The organism is Modestobacter italicus, from assembly GCF_000306785.1.
In the GTDB taxonomy this organism is placed as follows: Bacteria; Actinomycetota; Actinomycetes; order Mycobacteriales; family Geodermatophilaceae; genus Modestobacter; species Modestobacter italicus.
Genome location: NC_017955.1, coordinates 5,145,580 through 5,162,918 on the forward strand (window position 1 = coordinate 5,145,580; position 17,339 = coordinate 5,162,918).

12 protein-coding genes are annotated in these 17,339 nt (G+C 73.4%); 7 read left to right on the forward strand and 5 right to left on the reverse strand.

Features of this window, described 5'->3' with window-relative positions:
• Positions 1-26 precede the first annotated feature (26 nt).
• The 4 genes from MODMU_RS24485 to MODMU_RS24500 form a co-directional block, all read right to left on the reverse strand.
• Positions 27-1,709, reverse strand: coding sequence for an MFS transporter (locus MODMU_RS24485; protein WP_014743095.1), 1,683 nt, complete (start codon positions 1,707-1,709; stop codon positions 27-29).
• Between the two features lie 59 nt (positions 1,710-1,768).
• The gene (locus MODMU_RS24490) at positions 1,769-2,251 is read right to left on the reverse strand and encodes a MarR family winged helix-turn-helix transcriptional regulator (protein ID WP_014743096.1); all 483 of its coding nucleotides are present in this window, start codon (positions 2,249-2,251) and stop codon (positions 1,769-1,771) included.
• A 172-nt stretch (positions 2,252-2,423) separates the two neighbouring features.
• Positions 2,424-5,336, reverse strand: coding sequence for an FAD-binding and (Fe-S)-binding domain-containing protein (locus MODMU_RS24495; protein ID WP_014743097.1), 2,913 nt, complete (start codon positions 5,334-5,336; stop codon positions 2,424-2,426).
• Positions 5,333-6,505 carry a pyridoxal-phosphate-dependent aminotransferase family protein gene (locus tag MODMU_RS24500; protein WP_014743098.1) on the reverse strand — a complete coding sequence of 391 codons (1,173 nt, stop codon included), beginning with the start codon at positions 6,503-6,505 and terminating at the stop codon, positions 5,333-5,335. The genes MODMU_RS24495 and MODMU_RS24500 overlap by 4 nt, the downstream gene beginning before the upstream one ends.
• A gap of 227 nt (positions 6,506-6,732) precedes the next feature.
• Here MODMU_RS24500 and MODMU_RS24505 point away from each other — a divergent pair, with 227 nt between their 5' ends.
• From MODMU_RS24505 to MODMU_RS24515, 3 genes are all read left to right on the forward strand, one after another.
• A complete protein-coding gene (locus MODMU_RS24505; RefSeq protein ID WP_014743099.1) occupies positions 6,733-8,244 on the forward strand; it encodes an SLC13 family permease in 1,512 nt (503 codons plus the stop codon).
• A gap of 100 nt (positions 8,245-8,344) precedes the next feature.
• Positions 8,345-9,556 carry a CaiB/BaiF CoA transferase family protein gene (locus tag MODMU_RS24510; RefSeq protein WP_041795599.1) on the forward strand — a complete coding sequence of 404 codons (1,212 nt, stop codon included), beginning with the start codon at positions 8,345-8,347 and terminating at the stop codon, positions 9,554-9,556.
• Positions 9,553-10,323: an enoyl-CoA hydratase/isomerase family protein gene (locus MODMU_RS24515; protein WP_014743101.1), complete on the forward strand. Its 771-nt coding sequence runs from the start codon at positions 9,553-9,555 to the stop codon at positions 10,321-10,323. Before MODMU_RS24510 ends, MODMU_RS24515 begins: the two co-directional genes overlap by 4 nt.
• Here MODMU_RS24515 and MODMU_RS24520 read toward each other — a convergent pair.
• Positions 10,304-11,110, reverse strand: coding sequence for an IclR family transcriptional regulator (locus MODMU_RS24520; protein WP_014743102.1), 807 nt, complete (start codon positions 11,108-11,110; stop codon positions 10,304-10,306). The genes MODMU_RS24515 and MODMU_RS24520 overlap by 20 nt on opposite strands.
• 230 nt (positions 11,111-11,340) lie before the next feature.
• Between MODMU_RS24520 and aceB the strand changes: the two genes are divergently transcribed.
• The 4 genes from aceB (at position 11,341) to glcF (ending at position 17,249) form a co-directional block, all read left to right on the forward strand.
• Positions 11,341-12,942, forward strand: a complete 1,602-nt coding sequence (gene aceB, locus MODMU_RS24525; RefSeq protein WP_014743103.1) for a malate synthase A — start codon at positions 11,341-11,343, stop codon at positions 12,940-12,942.
• A gap of 82 nt (positions 12,943-13,024) precedes the next feature.
• The gene (locus MODMU_RS24530) at positions 13,025-14,581 is read left to right on the forward strand and encodes an FAD-linked oxidase C-terminal domain-containing protein (protein ID WP_014743104.1); all 1,557 of its coding nucleotides are present in this window, start codon (positions 13,025-13,027) and stop codon (positions 14,579-14,581) included.
• Positions 14,581-15,849 carry an FAD-binding oxidoreductase gene (locus MODMU_RS24535; RefSeq protein ID WP_014743105.1) on the forward strand — a complete coding sequence of 423 codons (1,269 nt, stop codon included), beginning with the start codon at positions 14,581-14,583 and terminating at the stop codon, positions 15,847-15,849. The genes MODMU_RS24530 and MODMU_RS24535 overlap by 1 nt, the downstream gene beginning before the upstream one ends.
• On the forward strand, positions 15,849-17,249 hold the full coding sequence (gene glcF / locus MODMU_RS24540; protein WP_014743106.1) for a glycolate oxidase subunit GlcF: 1,401 nt from the start codon (positions 15,849-15,851) through the stop codon (positions 17,247-17,249). The genes MODMU_RS24535 and glcF overlap by 1 nt, the downstream gene beginning before the upstream one ends.
• The last annotated feature ends 90 nt before the right edge of the window (positions 17,250-17,339 follow it).

The window sequence follows — 17,339 nt, forward strand, 5'->3', positions numbered from 1 at the left end:
GGAGCGGGCCTTCGTCGTGTGCGGGGTCAGCTCTGCGAGACGCTCCGGACGGCGGTGCGCTCGCCGCCGGCCAGCTCGTCGTCCACCGCGGCGGTGCTGCCGCCGTCCGCGGTCTCGGACAGCAGCCGCTCGTCGCCGGACTCGGTGCGCAGCGCGACCTCGCGGATGAGCACGATCGCCACGATGGTGATGATCGACAGCAGCGCCGAGATGAGGAAGATCCGCCCGGTCGCGTCGCCGTAGGACACCTGGATGAGCGCGCGCACCGGCGCCGGCGCGTCGTTGAGCGTGGCCAGCCCGACGTCCCCGGACCCGGCGGCCTCGGCCGCCCCCGGGATGCCGGAGAGCCCCTCCTGGATCAGCGTGCCGACCCGGCTGGAGAGCACCGCACCGAGCACCGAGACGCCGATCGTGCCGCCCAGGCTGCGGAAGAAGGCCACCGCGGAGCTGGCCGCACCCAGGTCGCTGGCGGCCACCGTGTTCTGCACGGCGAGCACCAGGTTCTGCATGGTCATGCCGATGCCGGTGCCGAGCACGGCCAGGAAGACGCCGAGCAGGACCATGTTCGTCGCGTGGTCGATGGTGGCCAGCAGGCCGAAACCGACGGCGACCAGCACCGAGCCCGCGACCAGGAACCGCTTCCACCGGCCGGTCCGGGTGATCAGGATCCCGGAGATCGTCGAGGAGACCAGCAGGCCACCGACCATCGGGATGGTGAGCAGCCCGGCGGCGGTCGGCGAGTAGCCGCGGGAGATCTGCAGGTACTGGCCGAGGAAGACGGTCGAGCCGAACATCGCGACACCGATGGCGACGCTGGCGATGATGGCCAGGGTCGTCGTCCGGTCGCGGAACAGCCGCAGCGGGACGATCGGCTCCGTGGCGCGGAGCTCGGTGACGATGAACGCCGCGATCGCCAGGACGCCGCCACCGACGAACAGCCCGGTCTCCAGCGAGGCCCAGGCGAAGCTGTCCCCGGCCAGGGTGACCCAGATCAGCAGCAGCGAGACACCGGCGGTGAGGAACGCCGCGCCCAGGTAGTCGATCGTCACCTTTCGCTTGGTCACCGGCAGGTGCAGGGTGCGCTGCAGCAGCACCAGCGCGGCCAGCGCGAACGGGACGCCGACGTAGAAGCACCAGCGCCAGCCGAGCCAGCTGGTGTCCACCAGCAGACCGCCGATCAGCGGGCCGCCGACGGTCGCCACGGCCATCGTGCCGCCGAGGAGGCCGGAGTACCGGCCGCGCTCGCGGGGGCTGATCATCGCCGCCATCGCGATCTGCACCAGCGCCTGCAGACCGCCCAGGCCCAGCCCCTGCAGCACCCGCCAGCCGATGAGGGTCGGCACGGACTGGGAGAGGCCGGCCAGCATGGAGCCGGCGATGAAGACGACGATGGCGATCTGGATCAGCAGCTTCTTGCTGAACAGGTCGGCGAGCTTGCCCCAGATCGGCGTCGAGGCCGTGGAGGCGAGCAGGGTCGCGGTGACGACCCAGGTGTACTGGCTCTGCGTGCCGCGCAGGTCGGTGATGATCGTCGGCAGGGCGTTCGAGACGACGGTCGAGGACAGGAACGCGACGAACATCGCGAGCAACATGCCGGACAGCGCGCTCAGGATCTGCCGGTGGGTCATCCGGCCCTGCTGCTCGGCCGGGGCGACGGCCGGGTCGGCCGCGGGTCCGGCGGCTGCCCGGGCGGGGGCGGGGGTGCTCATGTACGGGTTCTCCAGGTGGTGCGGGTGCGGGGATGAGAGGTCGACGGGGGGCTGGGCGCTCAGCCGCCGGCAGGGCTGGACCGGGGAGGGCGGCCTCGGCCGGCGGCGTCCAGCCCGTCGGCGAGCTTCTCCAGCAGGCCGGTGAACTGGCGGGCCTCGTCCTCCGTCCAGTCCGACAGCGCCTCGGCGGCCCACTGCCCCCGGGTCTCCCGGGTGTGCGCGAGGGCAGCCGCCCCCGCGTCGCTGAGCCGGATGAGGCTGGCCCGTCCGTCCACCGGGTCGGGGCGTCGCTCGACGTACCCCGACCGCTCCAGGGCCGACACCTGCCGGCTGACGACCGAGACGTCGACCCCGGCCCGGCCGGCCAGCGCGCTGCACCGCTGCTCGCCGTCCTGCTCCAACGGGACCAGCAGCGCCCAGCCGAAGGACGGCAGGTCGCCGTAGAGGTCGGCGGCGACCCGGTGCCCGAGGTGCTTGGCGGTGCGGACCAGCCGGGACATCCCGGCGGTGAGCCGCTCGGAGGTCTCCTGGGTCAGCTGCACGACGCGTCCTCTGCTCGGCGTACCGGGCCCTCCGCCCGGTACATGTAGACAGCAACCATGTTGCACTCGTTGGTTGCTGTACGCAACAAGACCCGCCGGTGAGCTGTGTCTCCCCTGAGACGGCGACGGCCCGCCCCCGCGGTGCGGGAACGGGCCGTCACAACTGCTGCCGCTACGGGGCGAGCGCCTCGAGCACCAGCTCGGCCGGGTGCCACGCCGTCCGCTGGGTGCCGTGGAAGATCTGCTGCCGGCAGGAGACACCGGTGGCCGCGATGACCGCGTCCGCCGGCGCCGACCGGACCGCCGGGAACAGCCGGTCCTCCCCCACCTGCAGCGAGATGTCGTAGTGCTCGGACTCGAACCCGAACGACCCGGCCATCCCGCAGCAGCCCGCGTCGAGCTCCTGCACCGTCACCCCCGGGATGCGCGAGAGCAGCGCGACGGTGGCCGCCGTCCCGGCCTCGGCCTTCTGGTGGCAGTGGCCGTGGAAGACGACCGTCCGCCCGGCCAGCCAGCTGTCCTCGCGGAGCGGCAGGCGGCCGTCGTCGATCGCCTCCACGAGCAGCTCCTCGGGCAGCCGCACCCGGGACGCGACGTCGCGGACGTTCGGGTCGTCGGGCAGCAGGTCCACGTGCTCGGCGCGCAGCGTGAGGATGCAGGAGGGCTCGCACCCCACGATCGGCGAGCCCGGCGCCACCCCGTCGCACAGGCCGGCAGCCAGCTTCCGTGCTTTCTCCCGGGCGTCGTCCAGCATGCCCTTGGAGATGCTGGCCCGACCGCAGCAGCCCTTGCTCTCCAGCCGGACCGGGTGCCCGGCCGCCTCCAGCAGCCGGACCACCGCCTGGCCGATGCCCGGCTCGGTGTAGCTGGTGAACGAGTCGGCCAGCATGGTCACCGGCTGCTGGGTCGCCCCGGCCGGCGCCTGGTGCTTGCGGAACCACCGGACGAGGGTCTGCCGGTGGAAGGTCGGCAGGTCGCGCTGGCGGGCGATGCCGAGCTTGGAGTCCATCAGCGCCCGCAGCGGCTTCAGCTTCAGCGGCAGGTTCGACAGCGGGGCCGTCGCCGCCCCGAGCCGGTTGAGCGTGCGGATGGCGCCGAAGGCCCGCGAGCGCAGCGGGGTGCCGTGCAGGTCGTGCTTGGCCGCCAGCGCCTCGCTCTTCATCGCCGAGACGTCGACGCCCAGCGGGCACTCGCTCTTGCAGGCCTTGCACATCAGGCACAGGTCGAGGACCTCGTGCAGCCGCTCGTCGGCGAGCGCGGTGTGCGGGTCGCCTTCGCTCAGCGCCTTGACCAGCGCGCCGGCCCGGCCGCGGGTGGAGTGCTCCTCCATCCGGGTGGCGATGTAGGAGGGGCACATGGCGCCGGTCGTGGACTTGCGGCACAACCCGATGTTCATGCAGCGGTCGGCGGCGCCGAACATCCCGCCGACGACGTCGAACTGCAGCCGGGTGCGCAGCGGCCCCGGCTGCGGCGGGTTCTCGTCGCGCAGGTGCTCGGTCATCGCCGGCGAGTCGACGATCTTGCCCGGGTTGAGCGTGCCCTGCGGGTCGAACAGGCCCTTGACCTGCCGCATCGCCTCGTAGAGCTCGTCGCCGAAGAGCTCGCGGTTGAACTCGCTGCGGGCCAGCCCGTCGCCGTGCTCGCTGGAGTTCACCCCGCCGTACTCCCGGACCAGGTCCTTGATCTCGACGGCGACGGCGCGCATGACCTCGACCTGACCGGGCTTGCTCAGGTCGACGAACGGCCGGATGTGCAGGCAGCCGACCGAGCAGTGCCCGTAGAAGCCCGCCTCCAGGCCGTGCCGGTCCAGCACCTCGGCGAACCGCGCCGTGTACGCGGCCAGGTGCACCGGGTCGACGGCGGTGTCCTCGACGAACGCCAGCGGCCGGCGGGCGCCCTCGGAGTTGGCCATCAGCAGGCCCAGCGCGGACTTGCGCACCTTGAGCAGGGCGCCCTGCTGGGCCGGGGTGACCGCGCGCAGCGTGTGGTAGCCGTGGCCGTTGCGCTCCCAGCGCTCGACCAGCGCGTCCATGGCCGCGACCAGCTCGGCCTCGTCGTCACCGGTGAAGGAGACGAACAGCAGCGCCTCGGGGTCGCCCTGCAGGATCTTCCCGAGGGCGGCGTACTCGATCTTCTGCCGGGACAGGTCGAGGATCGTCCGGTCCAGCAGCTCGACCCCGGCGGGGGTGAACGCCAGGGCGTCCTCGGTGGCGTTGATGGCGCCCTGGACGGACGTGAAGTGGCCGACCGCGAAGACCTGCCGCGACGGCTTGGGCACCAGCCCGACCCGCGCCGAGGTGATGATCGCGAGCGTGCCCTCGGAGCCCACCAGGAACTTCGCCAGGTCGAAGGGCTGCCCCTCGACCAGCCGGTCCAGCCGGTAGCCGCCGGCCCGCCGCCAGAACTGCGGGAACCCGGTCGCGATCGCCCCGGCGTTCTCGGCCACCAGCTCGGGCAGCCGCCGGTAGATGTCCGCCTCGAGGGTGTCGCCCTGCGCGCGGCGGGCGCGCTCGGCCTCGTCGACCACGCCGAAGGTCGCCGTCGACCCGTCGGCCAGGACGACGTCGACGTCCTGCACGTGGTCGATCGTCATGCCGAAGCGCACCGAGCCGCTGCCGGCGGAGTTGTTGCCGATCATCCCGCCGATCGTGGCGCGGTTGGACGTCGAGGTGTCCGGCCCGAACATCAGCCCGTGCGCGGCCGCGGCCCGGTTGAGGTCGTCCTGGACCACTCCGGGCTCGACCCGGGCGGTGGCCGTAGCCGGGTCGAGCTCGGTGATCCGGTGCATGTGCCGGGACAGGTCCAGCACCAGGCCGGGGCCGACGGTCTGCCCGGCGAGGCTGGTGCCGGCGCCGCGGGCCAGCACCGGGACGCCGGCCTCCCGGGCCAGCCGGACGGCGGCGACGACGTCGGCGGTGTGCGCCGGGTAGGCGACCCCGAGCGGCGTCATCGTGTACATCGAGGCGTCCTGGCTGAACAGGTGCCGGGTGTAGTCGTCGAAGGCGACCTCGCCGTCCAGCGCCCGGGTCAGCTCGCGCTCGAGGTCCGCCGCGCGCACCGCGGTGCGCTCCGGAGCCGCCGTCACGGCTGCTGCAGGCGCTCGAGGGCGGCCTGGATGCCCTGCGGGTCGACCTGCACCCCGGCCCGGGTCAGGCCCATCTGCACCCCGCCCAGGGTGCCGACCAGGGTCAGGTCGTTGAAGTGGCCCAGGTGCCCGATCCGGAACACCTTGTCCGCGAGCTTGCCCAGGCCCGCGCCCAGCGACATGTCGTACTCGCGCAGGATGACCCCCCGGACGGCGTCCGCGCCGCCGTCGGGCATCCAGATGGCGGTCAGCGAGCCGGAGAACTCCCGCTCGTCGAGGGCCAGCACCTCCAGGCCCCAGCCGCGCACGGCGGCGCGGGTGGCCTCGGCGTGCCGGGTGTGCCGGGCGTAGACCTGCGGCAGGCCCTCCTCGGCCATCATCGTGAGCGCCTCGCGCAGCCCGTACAGCAGGTTGGTGGCCGGCGTGTACGGCCAGAAGCCGCGCTCGTTGGCCGCCAGGATCGGCTGCCAGTCGAAGAACGACCGCGGCAGCCCGGCGGTCTTGCTGGCCTGCAGGGCCTTCTCGCTGACCGCGTTGAAGCTCAGCCCGGGCGGGAGCATGAGCCCCTTCTGCGAGCCGGCGACGGTGACGTCGACCCCCCACTCGTCGTGCCGGTACTCGATGCTGCCGAGCGAGGAGATGGTGTCCACCAGCAGCAGCGCGGGGTGGCCGGCGTCGTCGAGGGCCCGGCGGACCTCGGCCACCCGGCTGGTGACGCCGGTGGAGGTCTCGTTGTGGACCACCATGACCGCCTTGATCGCGTGGCCGGTGTCCGCGGCCAGCCGCTCCCGGGCGGCGTCGGGGTCGGCGCCGTGCCGCCAGTCGCCGGGGACGAAGGTCACCCGCAGGCCCAGCCGCTCGGCCATCTCCCGCCACAGGGTGGCGAAGTGCCCGGTCTCGAAGGCCAGCACCTCGTCCCCGGGGGACAGCGTGTTGGTCAGCGCCGCCTCCCACGCCCCGGTGCCCGACGCCGGGTAGAAGACCACCGGCTGGGTGGTGCCGAAGACCGGCTTGACGGCCTCGAGCACCTCGAGACCGAGCGCGGCGAACTCCGGGCCGCGGTGGTCGATGGTCGGGGCCGCCATGGCCCGCAGCACCCGGTCCGGCACGTTGGTCGGGCCGGGGATCTGCAGGAAGTGGCGTCCGCCGGTGGTCGTCGTCGCTGACATGCCAGGAGCCCTCTCGTCATGCGGCCTCGGGCGCGACACCCGAAGTCCACCATGCGGGAGGTTACTACCGGCTGGTGGATTGCCACGGAGACGTATCGGACGTCCTGTGACGCTTGACACTGAGCGGACGCACAGTGTCTGATCCCCGCTAGCGAAAAGACGCTTCCACATGGCGGAATGACGGCTCAGGCGAGCCGAACCCGTCGCGACGACCTCAGGGGACGCCGGTGTCCGTACAGCTCGTCCTGATCTTGATCTTGCTGGCGATCTTCCTGATCGCCACGGTGCTGCCCGTGCACATGGGGGCTCTCGGGTTCGTCGCGGCGTTCATCGCGGCGTACTTCATCTTCGGCACCGACGGGGACCCGACGTACGACGACGCGGTCTTCGGCTTCTTCCCGGGGTCGCTGTTCGTCGTCCTGGTCGGGGTGACCTACCTCTTCGCCATCGCCAAGAACAACGGCACGGTCGACTGGCTGGTGCACGCCGCCGTCAAGGCCTCCGGTGGCCGGCTGTCGGCCATCCCCTGGGCGATGTTCGCCGTCACCGGCGCCCTCACCGCCATCGGCGGTGTCGTGCCCGCCGTGGTGGCGATCATCGCCCCGGTCGGCATGTCCTTCGCCCGGCGCTACTCGATCAACCCGGTGCTGATGGGCCTGTTCATCATCAACGGGGCCACCGCCGGCGGCTTCTCCCCGCTGTCGATCTTCGGTGTCATCACCAACACCGTCGTCGAGGAGAACGACCTCGAGGGCAGCCCGCTGTTCCTCTGGGGCGCCTCGATCGTCATCAACGTCCTGCTGTCGATCGCCGTCTTCTTCCTCTTCGGCGGCCGCAAGCTGCTGGGCGGCAGCCGCGTCGACGTGTCCGACCACCGGGACGACGACTTCGTGGCGGCCACCGTCTCGGGGGACGCGACCGAGGACACCGGCGAGGACATCCCCGGCGGGTCGACGGCGGCGCGCACCGCCGTCGGCAGCACCAGCACCGGCGGGGCCGCGATCTCCGGCGGCCGGGTCACCGAGGCCGCGCACGGGCAGCCGGGCCACCACCACCCCACGGCCGGCGAGCGGGCCGACCAGCGGTCGCTGCAGACCACCGCGCTGGCGGAGGAACGGCACGACGCCCCCGTCACCACCATCGACCGGGACCGCGCCCTCACCCTGGGCGGGCTGGTGCTGCTGGTCGTCGGCGCGCTGGCCTTCGACCTGGACATCGGCCTGATGGCCATCACCGTCGGCGTGCTGCTGTCGATCGTCGCGCCGCGGGGCGCGAAGGGCGCCGTGGGCCAGATCGCCTGGCCGACCGTGCTGCTGATCTGCGGCATCGTCACCTTCGTCGGCCTCATGCAGGACCAGGACGTGCCGGGCTGGCTCGGCGACAACGTGGCCAGCCTGGGCGTCCCGCTGATCGCCGCCCTGCTGATCTGCTACATCGGTGGCGTCGTCTCCGCGTTCGCCTCCACCACCGGCATCCTGGGCGCGCTGATCCCGCTCGCCGTGCCCTTCCTGCAGGGCGAGGAGGCCGTCGGCGCGATCGGCCTGATCACCGCCCTGGCGCTGTCCTCCTCGATCGTCGACTCCAGCCCGTTCTCGACCAGCGGCGCCCTCATCGTCGCCAACGCCACCGAGGCCGAGCGGGACAGGACGTTCCGGACCCTGATGATCTGGGGCTTCTCGATGGTCGCGATCATCCCGCTGGTCACCTGGCTGGTGCTGGTCGTCCCCGGCTGGCTCTGACGCAGGGCCGCGCGACCGCGCCCCGGACGGCGACCCGCCGCCGGGGCGCGGTCGCGTCCGGACCACGATGGGCACCACCGGCGACCCCGCGGAGGCAGATGTGAGCACGTCCCCCGAACCCGGCGACCAGCCGCCGCTGACCGGCATCACCGTGCTGGAGGTCGGCGTCTTCATGGCCGCCCCGTACGCGTCGATGCAGCTGGCCGACCTCGGCGCCCGCGTGGTCAAGGTCGAGGACCCGCGCGCCGGTGACCCGGTGCGCGCCAGCGGACCGTTCCTGGACGGCGAGAGCTCGCCGTACCTGCGGCTGAACCGGAACAAGGAGTCGGTCGCGCTGGACCTCAAGTCCGCCGCCGGCAAGGAGGCCTTCCTCGCGCTGGCCCGCACCGCGGACGTCGTCATCGAGAACCTGCGGCCCGGCGCGATGGCCCGGCTCGGGCTCGACGCCGCGGGCATCTGGGCGGTCAACCCCCGGGTCATCTGCGCCTCCGGCTCCGGCTGGGGCCAAGACGGGCCGCTCGCGCCGCTGCCCGGGCTGGACATCATGGCCCAGGCCCGCAGCGGGATCATGAGCATCACCGGCACCCCGGGCGGCGAGCCGGTGAAGGTCGGCGTCCCGGTCTGCGACCTGGTGTGCGGGCTGTACCTGGCCCTGGCGGTGACCGCCGCGCTGCGCGAGCGGGACCGCACCGGCCGCGGCCAGTCGATCGACGTCTCGCTGTTCGAGGCGGGGGTGAGCCTGGCGGTCTGGGAGGCCGGCCGGTACTTCGCCACCGGCGAGGTCGGCGGGCCGCTGGGCTCGGCGCACCAGAGCCAGGCGCCGTACCAGGCGTTCCAGACCGCTGACGGCTGGATCACCATCGGCGCCAACACGCCCAACACCTGGGCCGGCCTGTGCCGCACGCTGGACATGGCCGACGAGCTGGCCGACCCCGGGTACGGCGACGCCACCCGCCGGCACGCCCGCCGCGGGGAGCTGCTCGACGTGGTGGAGTCCCGCACCCGCGGCCGGACCACCGACGAGCTGCTGGCCGCGCTCGGGGCGGCCGGGGTGCCGTGCGCGCCGATCAACGACTACGGCCAGGTCTTCACCGACGCGCACCTGGCCGCCCGCGACTTCTTCTGGGACGCCCCCCACCCCGCGCTCGGCCCGGTGCGGCAGATCGGCTCGCCGATGCGCTTCTCCCGCACCCCGGCCGTCCGCGACCACGCCGGACCCCCGCTGGGCGCCGACACCCGTGCGGTGCTGGAACGCTCCGGCGTGCCCGCCGAGGTCGTCGACGCCGTGTGCACCGGGGAGGGCCGGGCATGAGCGAGCTCGAGGTCACCCAGGACGGCGGCGTCCTCACCGTGCTGTTCAACCGGCCCGAGGCGCGCAACGCGATGACCTTCGCCATGTACGAGGGCCTGGAGGAGGCGTGCGCGCGGGCCGACGACGACGCGTCGGTGCGGGTGCTGGTGCTGCGCGGCGCGGGCGGGCGGGCCTTCGTGGCCGGCACCGACATCGCCCAGTTCCTGGACTTCACCAGCGGCGAGGACGGCATCGCCTACGAGGCGCGGATCGAGCGGGTGGTCAACCGGCTCGAGGACGTCACCGTGCCCACGGTGGCCGCGGTCGAGGGCTCCTGCGTGGGCGGCGGGCTGGCACTGGCGGCCGCCTGCGACCTGCGGGTCGCGACGGCGTCGTCCCGGTTCGGCGTCCCGATCGCCCGCACGCTGGGCAACTGCCTGTCGATGAACTCGTACTCGCTGCTGGTGCACCACCTCGGCCCGGGCCGCACGCTGGACATGCTGCTGCGGGCACGGCTGCTGTCCGCCGACGACGCGCACGCGGCCGGCTTCGTCGGCGAGGTGGTGCCCGACGGCGAGCTGGACCCGGCGCTGGCCGCGCTGCTGGAGACGCTGCTCGCGCACGCACCGCTGAGCATGAAGGCCGCGGGCCAGGCCGTCGCGCGGCTGCGCCGGGCCGCCCTGCCCGACGGCGACGACATCGTCCGCGAGGTGTTCGGCAGCGCCGACTTCCGGGCCGGCGTCCGGGCCTTCGTCGACCGTGGACAGGTCAGCTGGACCGGCCGCTGAGCGCGCGGGCACCGTCCTCGCGCAGCTCGGCGGCGAGCGCGGCGGCCGCAGCCTGCAGCTGGCCGACGATCCCCGGCACGCTCTCCATCGGCACCCGACCCTCCGGGCCGGACACCGAGAGGGCGGTCATCAGCGGCCCGCCCAGCACGGGCACGGCCACGCACCGGACGCCGGTCTCCTGCTCCCCGTCGTCGAGCGCGTAGCCCTGGGCGGCGATCTGGGGCAGCCGGGCCATCATCTCGTCCGGGTCGGTGACCGTCAGCGGCGTGCGCCGGGGCATGCCCCCGCGGACCAGCAGCTCGCGGGCGGTGGCGGCCGGCAGCTGGGCCAGCAGCGCCTTGCCCACCCCGGTGCAGTGCAGGTGCACCCGGCGGCCGACCTCGGTGAACATCCGCATCGAGTGCCGCGAGGGCACCTGGGCGACGTAGACCACCCGGTCGCCGTCGAGCATCGCCAGGTTCGCCGTCTCCCCCGTGGCGTCGACCAGCTCGCCCAGGTGCGGCCGCGCCCAGGTGCCGAGCGTGCGGGAGGAGCTCTCCCCGAGGTGGATCAGCCGCGGCCCGAGCACGTAGCGCCGGGAGGGCAGCTGCCGGACGTAGCCGCGGGCGACGAGGGTGCGGACCAGCCGGTGGATGGTGGACAGCGGCAGCCCGCTGTCGACCGCGAGCCGGGACAGGGCGACCTCGCCGCCGTCCTCGGCCATCAGCTCGAGCAGCAGGAACGCCCGCTCGAGGGACTGCACGCCGCCGTCGCTGCCGTTGCTGCCCGGGCCGCTGATCTCGGCCATGTGCGCCTCTCTCCTGACTCGGGCCCGGTGCTGGGCCGTCCGCCGGGGCCGCAGGGTCCCGACCGGGGTCCGGACGGCCGGGCGGTGGACCGCCGTCGTCTTGACCCCACTGGTGACCGAGGATACGTTTTCCACATCACAGATGGAACCTTCCGCATCACGGGAGGCCCCGTCCTGCCGGCCCCGCGCTCCGGGGCTGCCGCCGGGCGGTACGACACCCAGGGAGAGTCATGAGCACGGTCGACGGCGTCGAGATCACCGGTCCGATGGGCCCGCGGTTCGAGGAGGTCCTGACCCCCCAGGCGCTCGAGCTGATCGCCCGGCTGCACCGGGAGCTCAACGGCCGACGGCTGGAGCGGCTGCAGGCACGCACCGAGCGGGTGCAGGCCCTCGCCGACGGCGGCACGCTGGACTTCCTGCCCGAGACCGCCTCCATCCGCGAGGACGACTCCTGGCGGGTCGCGCCGCCGGCCCCCGGCCTGGTCGACCGCCGGGTGGAGATGACCGGTCCGACCGACCGCAAGATGACCATCAACGCGCTCAACTCTGGCGCCAAGTGCTGGCTGGCCGACCAGGAGGACGCCAACTCCCCGCTGTGGGAGAACGTCGTCAACGGCCCGCTGAACCTGATGGACTCCATCGACCGCACCATCGACTTCACCAGCCCGCAGGGGAAGTCCTACGAGCTCAAGCCGGACGACGAGCTGCCCACGATCATCGTCCGGCCGCGCGGCTGGCACCTGCCGGAGAAGCACATCACCGTCGACGGCGAGCAGACCTCCGGCAGCCTGGTCGACTTCGCGCTCTACCTGGTCAGCTGCGGCAAGAAGCAGGTCGACCGCGGCCAGGGGCCGTACTTCTACCTGCCGAAGATGGAGAGCCACCTCGAGGCGCGGCTGTGGAACGACGCGTTCGTCATCGGCCAGGAGCACGTCGGCATCCCGCGCGGCACCATCCGGGCGACCTGCCTGATCGAGACCTACCCGGCGGCGTTCGAGATGGAGGAGATCCTCTACGAGCTCCGCGAGCACTCCTCCGGGCTCAACGCCGGCCGCTGGGACTACCTGTTCAGCGTGATCAAGACCTTCCGCACCCGCGGCGCGGACTTCACGCTGCCGGACCGGAACTCGATCACGATGACCGTGCCGTTCATGCGCGCCTACACCGAGCTGCTGGTGCGCACCTGCCACAAGCGCGGCGCGCACGCCATGGGCGGCATGTCCGCGTTCATCCCGAGCAAGGACCCGGCGAAGAACGAGTTCGCGTTCAACAAGATCACCGAGGACAAGACCCGCGAGGCCAACGACGGCTTCGACGGCTCCTGGGTGGCGCACCCGGGCATGGTGCAGACCGCGATGGACGCCTTCGACAAGGTGCTCGGCGACCGGCCGAACCAGCTGGACAAGCTGCGCGAGGACGTGCACGTCACCGCCGCGGACCTGCTCAACGTCAAGGCCACCCCCGGTGAGGTCACCGAGGCCGGGCTGCGGGCCAACGTCAGCGTCGGCATCCAGTACGTGGAGTCGTGGCTGCGCGGCTCCGGCGCGGCCGGCATCAACGGCCTGATGGAGGACGCCGCCACCGCCGAGATCAGCCGCAGCCAGGTGTGGCAGTGGCTGCACAACGGGGTGACGCTGTCCGACGGGCAGCCGGTCACCACCGAGCTGGTGCAGCGGGTGATCGAGGAGGAGGTCGCGGCCATCGCCTCGGCCAAGGGAGATGCGTACTCCTCCGGCCGGTGGGACGATGCCCGCGCGCTGTTCACCGAGATGGCCCTGGGGGACGAGTACAACGACTTCCTGACCGTCCCGGCCTACGAGCGCATGCCCTGATCTCCGTGGTGGGGGCCATGTTGGCCGACATGGCCCCCACTGCGCGCACTCCCAGCAGGTCCGGCGACGAAGGCGGAACCTCATGAGCGGTACGCACGGCACGCAGACGTCGGCAGGGCCGGTCCTCGGCGACACCCCGCCGGAGGCCACCGCGGCCACCGGGGAGGTCGGGGACAACGCGGCCGGCATCGCCGCGGTGGGCCGGGTCGCCCGGGAGCTGATGCCCGACACCGGGGTCATCTCCGACCCCACCCAGCTGCGCACCTACGAGTGCGACGGTCTCGCCCACTACCGGGTCACCCCCGCGCTGGTGGTGCTCCCCGAGACCACCGAGCAGCTCGCCGGGGTGGTGCGGGCCTGCGCCGAGCACGGCGTCCCCTTCGTCGCCCGCGGCTCGGGGACCGGGCTGTCGGGTGGCGCGCTGCCGCGGGCCGACGGCGTCCTGGTGGTCACCTCCCGGATGCGCACCATCCGCGAGGTGCGCCGGGCCGACCAGCGCGCGGTCGTCGAGCCCGGCGTGATCAACCTCGACGTCACCCGGGCGGCGACCGGTGAGGGCTACTACTACGCCCCCGACCCCAGCAGCCAGCAGATCTGCTCGATCGGCGGCAACCTGGCCGAGAACTCCGGCGGCGCGCACTGCCTCAAGTACGGCTTCACCAGCAACCACGTCCTCGGCGCGGAGCTGGTCACCCCGCAGGGCGACGTCGTGCAGCTCGGCGGGCTGGCACCGGACTCCCCCGGCTACGACCTGCTGGGCACCGTCGTCGGCTCCGAGGGCACCCTCGGCATCGCGACCACCGCGACGGTCCGGCTGGTCCGGCTGCCCGAGGAGGTGCGCACCCTGCTGGTCGGCTTCCGGTCCACGGACGACGCCGGCGCGGCCACCTCGGCCATCATCGGCAGCGGCGTGCTGCCGGCCGCCATCGAGATGATGGACGCCCTGGCGATCGAGGCCGCCGAGGCCGCCGTGCACTGCAACTACCCCGACGGCGCCGGCGCGGTGCTGGTCATCGAGCTCGACGGCCCGTCGGCGGAGGTGCAGCACGAGTACGACGTCGTCGAGCGGCTCTGCCAGGAGCACGGCTCCTTCGAGCTGCGGCTGGCCATCGACGCCACCGAGCGGGCGCTGATCTGGAAGGGCCGCAAGTCCGCGTTCGCCGCGGTCGGCCGGATCAGCCCCGACTACATCGTCCAGGACGGCGTCATCCCGCGGACGGCGCTGCCCGAGGTGCTGCGCGCGATCGCCGACCTGTCGTCGTCCTCGGGGGTGCGGGTGGCCAACGTCTTCCACGCCGGCGACGGCAACCTGCACCCGCTCGTGCTCTTCGACGACGCGAAGCCCGGCGCCGGCGACGCGGCGGAGAAGGTCAGCGGCGCGATCCTGGACCTCTGCATCAGCCACGGCGGGGCGATCACCGGCGAGCACGGCGTGGGCGTGGACAAGGCCGCCTACATGCCGAAGATGTTCACCGACGACGACCTGGACACCATGCAGCTGGTCCGGTGCGCGTTCGACCCGGGCAACATCTCCAACCCCGGGAAGATCTTCCCGACGCCCCGGCTGTGCGGCGAGGTCCCGGGCAAGCGGAAGCACGCCCACCCGCTGGTCGAGGCCGGCCTGGCGGACGCGTTCTGATGACCACGGTCAGCCTGGACGCCGCCCGCAGCGCGCTGTCCTCCGCGTGCGGCGACGTCACCGACGCCGGCCCGGCCGACGCCGTCGACGGGGTGCCCGCGACGCTCGTCGCCCGGCCGGGCACCACCGCCGAGACCGCGGCGGTGCTGCAGGCCGCGGCCGGGCACGGGCTCACCGTCGTCCCGCGGGGGCGGGGCACGAAGCTGTCCTGGGGCCGGCCGCCCGAGCGGGCCGACCTGGTCCTGGACATGAGCCGGATGTCCGCCGTCCTGGACCACGCCGCCGGTGACCTGATCGTGCACACGGAGGCCGGCACGCTGCTGGCCGACGTGCAGCGGACCGTCGGTCAGGCGGGGCAGCGGCTGTCCCTGGACGAGGTCGTCCCCGGCTCCTCGGTGGGCGGCGCCCTGGCGACCAACACCAGCGGTCCCGGCCGGCTGGTCGTCGGGACCGCCCGCGACCTGCTGCTCGGGGTCACCCTCGTCCGTGCCGACGGCGTCGTCGCCAAGGCCGGTGGCCGGGTGGTCAAGAACGTGGCCGGCTACGACCTGGGCAAGCTGGTCATCGGCTCGTTCGGCACGCTCGCGGTGATCACCGAGGCGGTCTTCCGGCTGCACCCGCTGCCGGCGGCCCGGCGCTTCGTCACGGTGCCCTTCGGCACGGCCGAGGACGCCGCAGCGCTGGTCCAGACGATGGTGCACGCCCAGGTGGTGCCCGCCGCGGTCGAGGTCGAGTGGCGGGTCGACGGCGCCGGCACGGTCGGCGTCGAGCTCGGTGGCACGCCCGCCGGGGTCGAGGCCCGGACGGCGGCCACGCTGCAGCTGCTCGGCGCCGGCGCCGAGGAGGCCGGTGGACCGCCGCCCGGCTGGGGCGTGCTGCCCTGGCGGGACGACCCCGACCTGCCGGAGGTCGGGCTGAAGCTCACCTGCGCGCTGTCCGGGCTGGCAGCGGTGCTGGACGCCGCCCGCCGCGCCGCCGCCGACGCCGGGGTGCCGCTGACGCTGCGGGGCTCCGGCGGGGCCGGGGTGCTGTACGGCGCGCTGGCCGCCGACGCCCCGGTCGAGGCGGTCGCCGCCGTGGTCGAGCGCACCCGCACGGCGTGCACCGCGCACGGCGGCTCGCTGGTGGTGCTCGAGGCACCGGCCTCGGTGCGGGCCGCCGTGGACACCTGGGGCCCGGTGCCGGCCATCGACCTGATGCGCCGGGTCAAGGAGCAGTTCGACCCGGAGCGCCGCCTGGCGCCCGGCCGCTTCGTCGGAGGCATCTGATGGGACAGCCCACCACCGTTCAAGCCGAGGGCCCGCAGGACGACCCGCGCACCGCCGGGGTCCGGGCGAGCGGCCCGGTGCCGATCGGCACGCCGACCGTGCGGCCGGCCTTCGACGACGAGCACCCGCCCTCGGCCGAGCTGATCAGCGACTGCGTGCACTGCGGTTTCTGCCTGCCGACCTGCCCCACCTACACGCTGTGGGGCGAGGAGATGGACTCCCCGCGCGGCCGGATCGACCTGATGAAGGCCGGCCTGGAGGGCGCGCCGCTGACCGACACGATGGTCCAGCACTTCGACGCCTGCCTGGGGTGCATGGCCTGCGTGACCGCCTGCCCCTCCGGCGTCCAGTACGACAAGCTCATCGAGGCCACCCGGGTGCAGGTGGAGCGGCACCACACCCGCAGCCCCGGCGACCGGGCGATGCGCGCGGCCATCTTCGCGCTGTTCCCCTACAAGCGGCGGCTGCGGGCGCTGCGCGGGCCGCTGCGCGCCTACCAGGCCAGCGGGCTGCCGAAGGTGGTCCGCTCGAGCGGGCTGCTGGACCGGCTGGCGCCCAAGCTGGCCGCGATGGAGGGGCTCGCCCCGGTCTTGGAGAAGCGCGAGAAGCTGCCCTCCCGGGTCCCGGCGGTGGGCGAGCGCCGGGCGGTGGTCGGGATGCTCACCGGCTGCGTGCAGGGCGAGTTCTTCCCCGGGGTCAACGCCGCGACCGCCCGGGTGCTCGCCGCCGAGGGGTGCGAGGTCGTCATCCCGCGCGCGCAGGGCTGCTGCGGGGCGCTGTCGGTGCACAACGGCCGGCAGGAGGAGGCCGAGCGGTTCGCCCGGGCGACGATCGACGCCTTCGAGGCCGCCGGGGTGCAGACCGTCGTGGTCAACGCCGCCGGCTGCGGGTCGAGCATGAAGGAGTACGCCGACGTGCTCGCCGACGACCCCGCCTACGCCGAGCGGGCCAGGACCTTCGCCGCCTCGGTGCGCGACGTCTCCGAACTGCTCGCCGAGCTCGGCACCGTCGCCGAACGGCACCCCCTGGAGGTCACCGTCGCGTACCACGACGCCTGCCACCTCGGGCACGCCCAGGGCATCCGGCAGCAACCCCGCGCGCTGCTGCGCGAGGTCCCGGGCCTGCAGCTGCGGGAGATCCCCGAGGCCGAGATCTGCTGCGGCTCGGCGGGCATCTGGAACGTGCTCAACCCCGAGCCGGCCCGGGAGCTCGGTGACCGCAAGGCCCGCAACATCGCCTCCACCGGCGCCGAGCTGCTGGTGACGGCGAACCCCGGCTGCCTGATGCAGGTGTCCTCCTCGCTGCAGCGGCAGGGCACCCGGATCGGGCTCGCGCACACCATCGAGGTGCTCGACGCCTCGATCCGCGGCCTGCCGGTCAGCACGCTGGGCCCGCAGTAGCAGGACCCCGTCCTCCTCGCCCCGGGCACGCCCGGTGCGAGCCCCTGGACGGGGCCTGACCCGTTCCACCCCTTCTCACAACGAGGTGAG

Bases quoted from the DNA above. Each gene is read 5' to 3' on its own strand.
- MODMU_RS24530 (WP_014743104.1), top strand. From the start codon at position 13,025: ATGAGCGGTACGCACGGCACGCAGACGTCGGCAGGGCCGGTCCTCGGC.
- aceB (WP_014743103.1), top strand. From the start codon at position 11,341: ATGAGCACGGTCGACGGCGTCGAGATCACCGGTCCGATGGGCCCGCGG.
- MODMU_RS24485 (WP_014743095.1), bottom strand. From the start codon at position 1,709: ATGAGCACCCCCGCCCCCGCCCGGGCAGCCGCCGGACCCGCGGCCGAC.
- MODMU_RS24535 (WP_014743105.1), top strand. From the start codon at position 14,581: ATGACCACGGTCAGCCTGGACGCCGCCCGCAGCGCGCTGTCCTCCGCG.
- MODMU_RS24500 (WP_014743098.1), bottom strand. From the start codon at position 6,505: ATGTCAGCGACGACGACCACCGGCGGACGCCACTTCCTGCAGATCCCC.
- MODMU_RS24515 (WP_014743101.1), top strand. From the start codon at position 9,553: ATGAGCGAGCTCGAGGTCACCCAGGACGGCGGCGTCCTCACCGTGCTG.
- MODMU_RS24520 (WP_014743102.1), bottom strand. From the start codon at position 11,110: ATGGCCGAGATCAGCGGCCCGGGCAGCAACGGCAGCGACGGCGGCGTG.
- glcF (WP_014743106.1), top strand. From the start codon at position 15,849: ATGGGACAGCCCACCACCGTTCAAGCCGAGGGCCCGCAGGACGACCCG.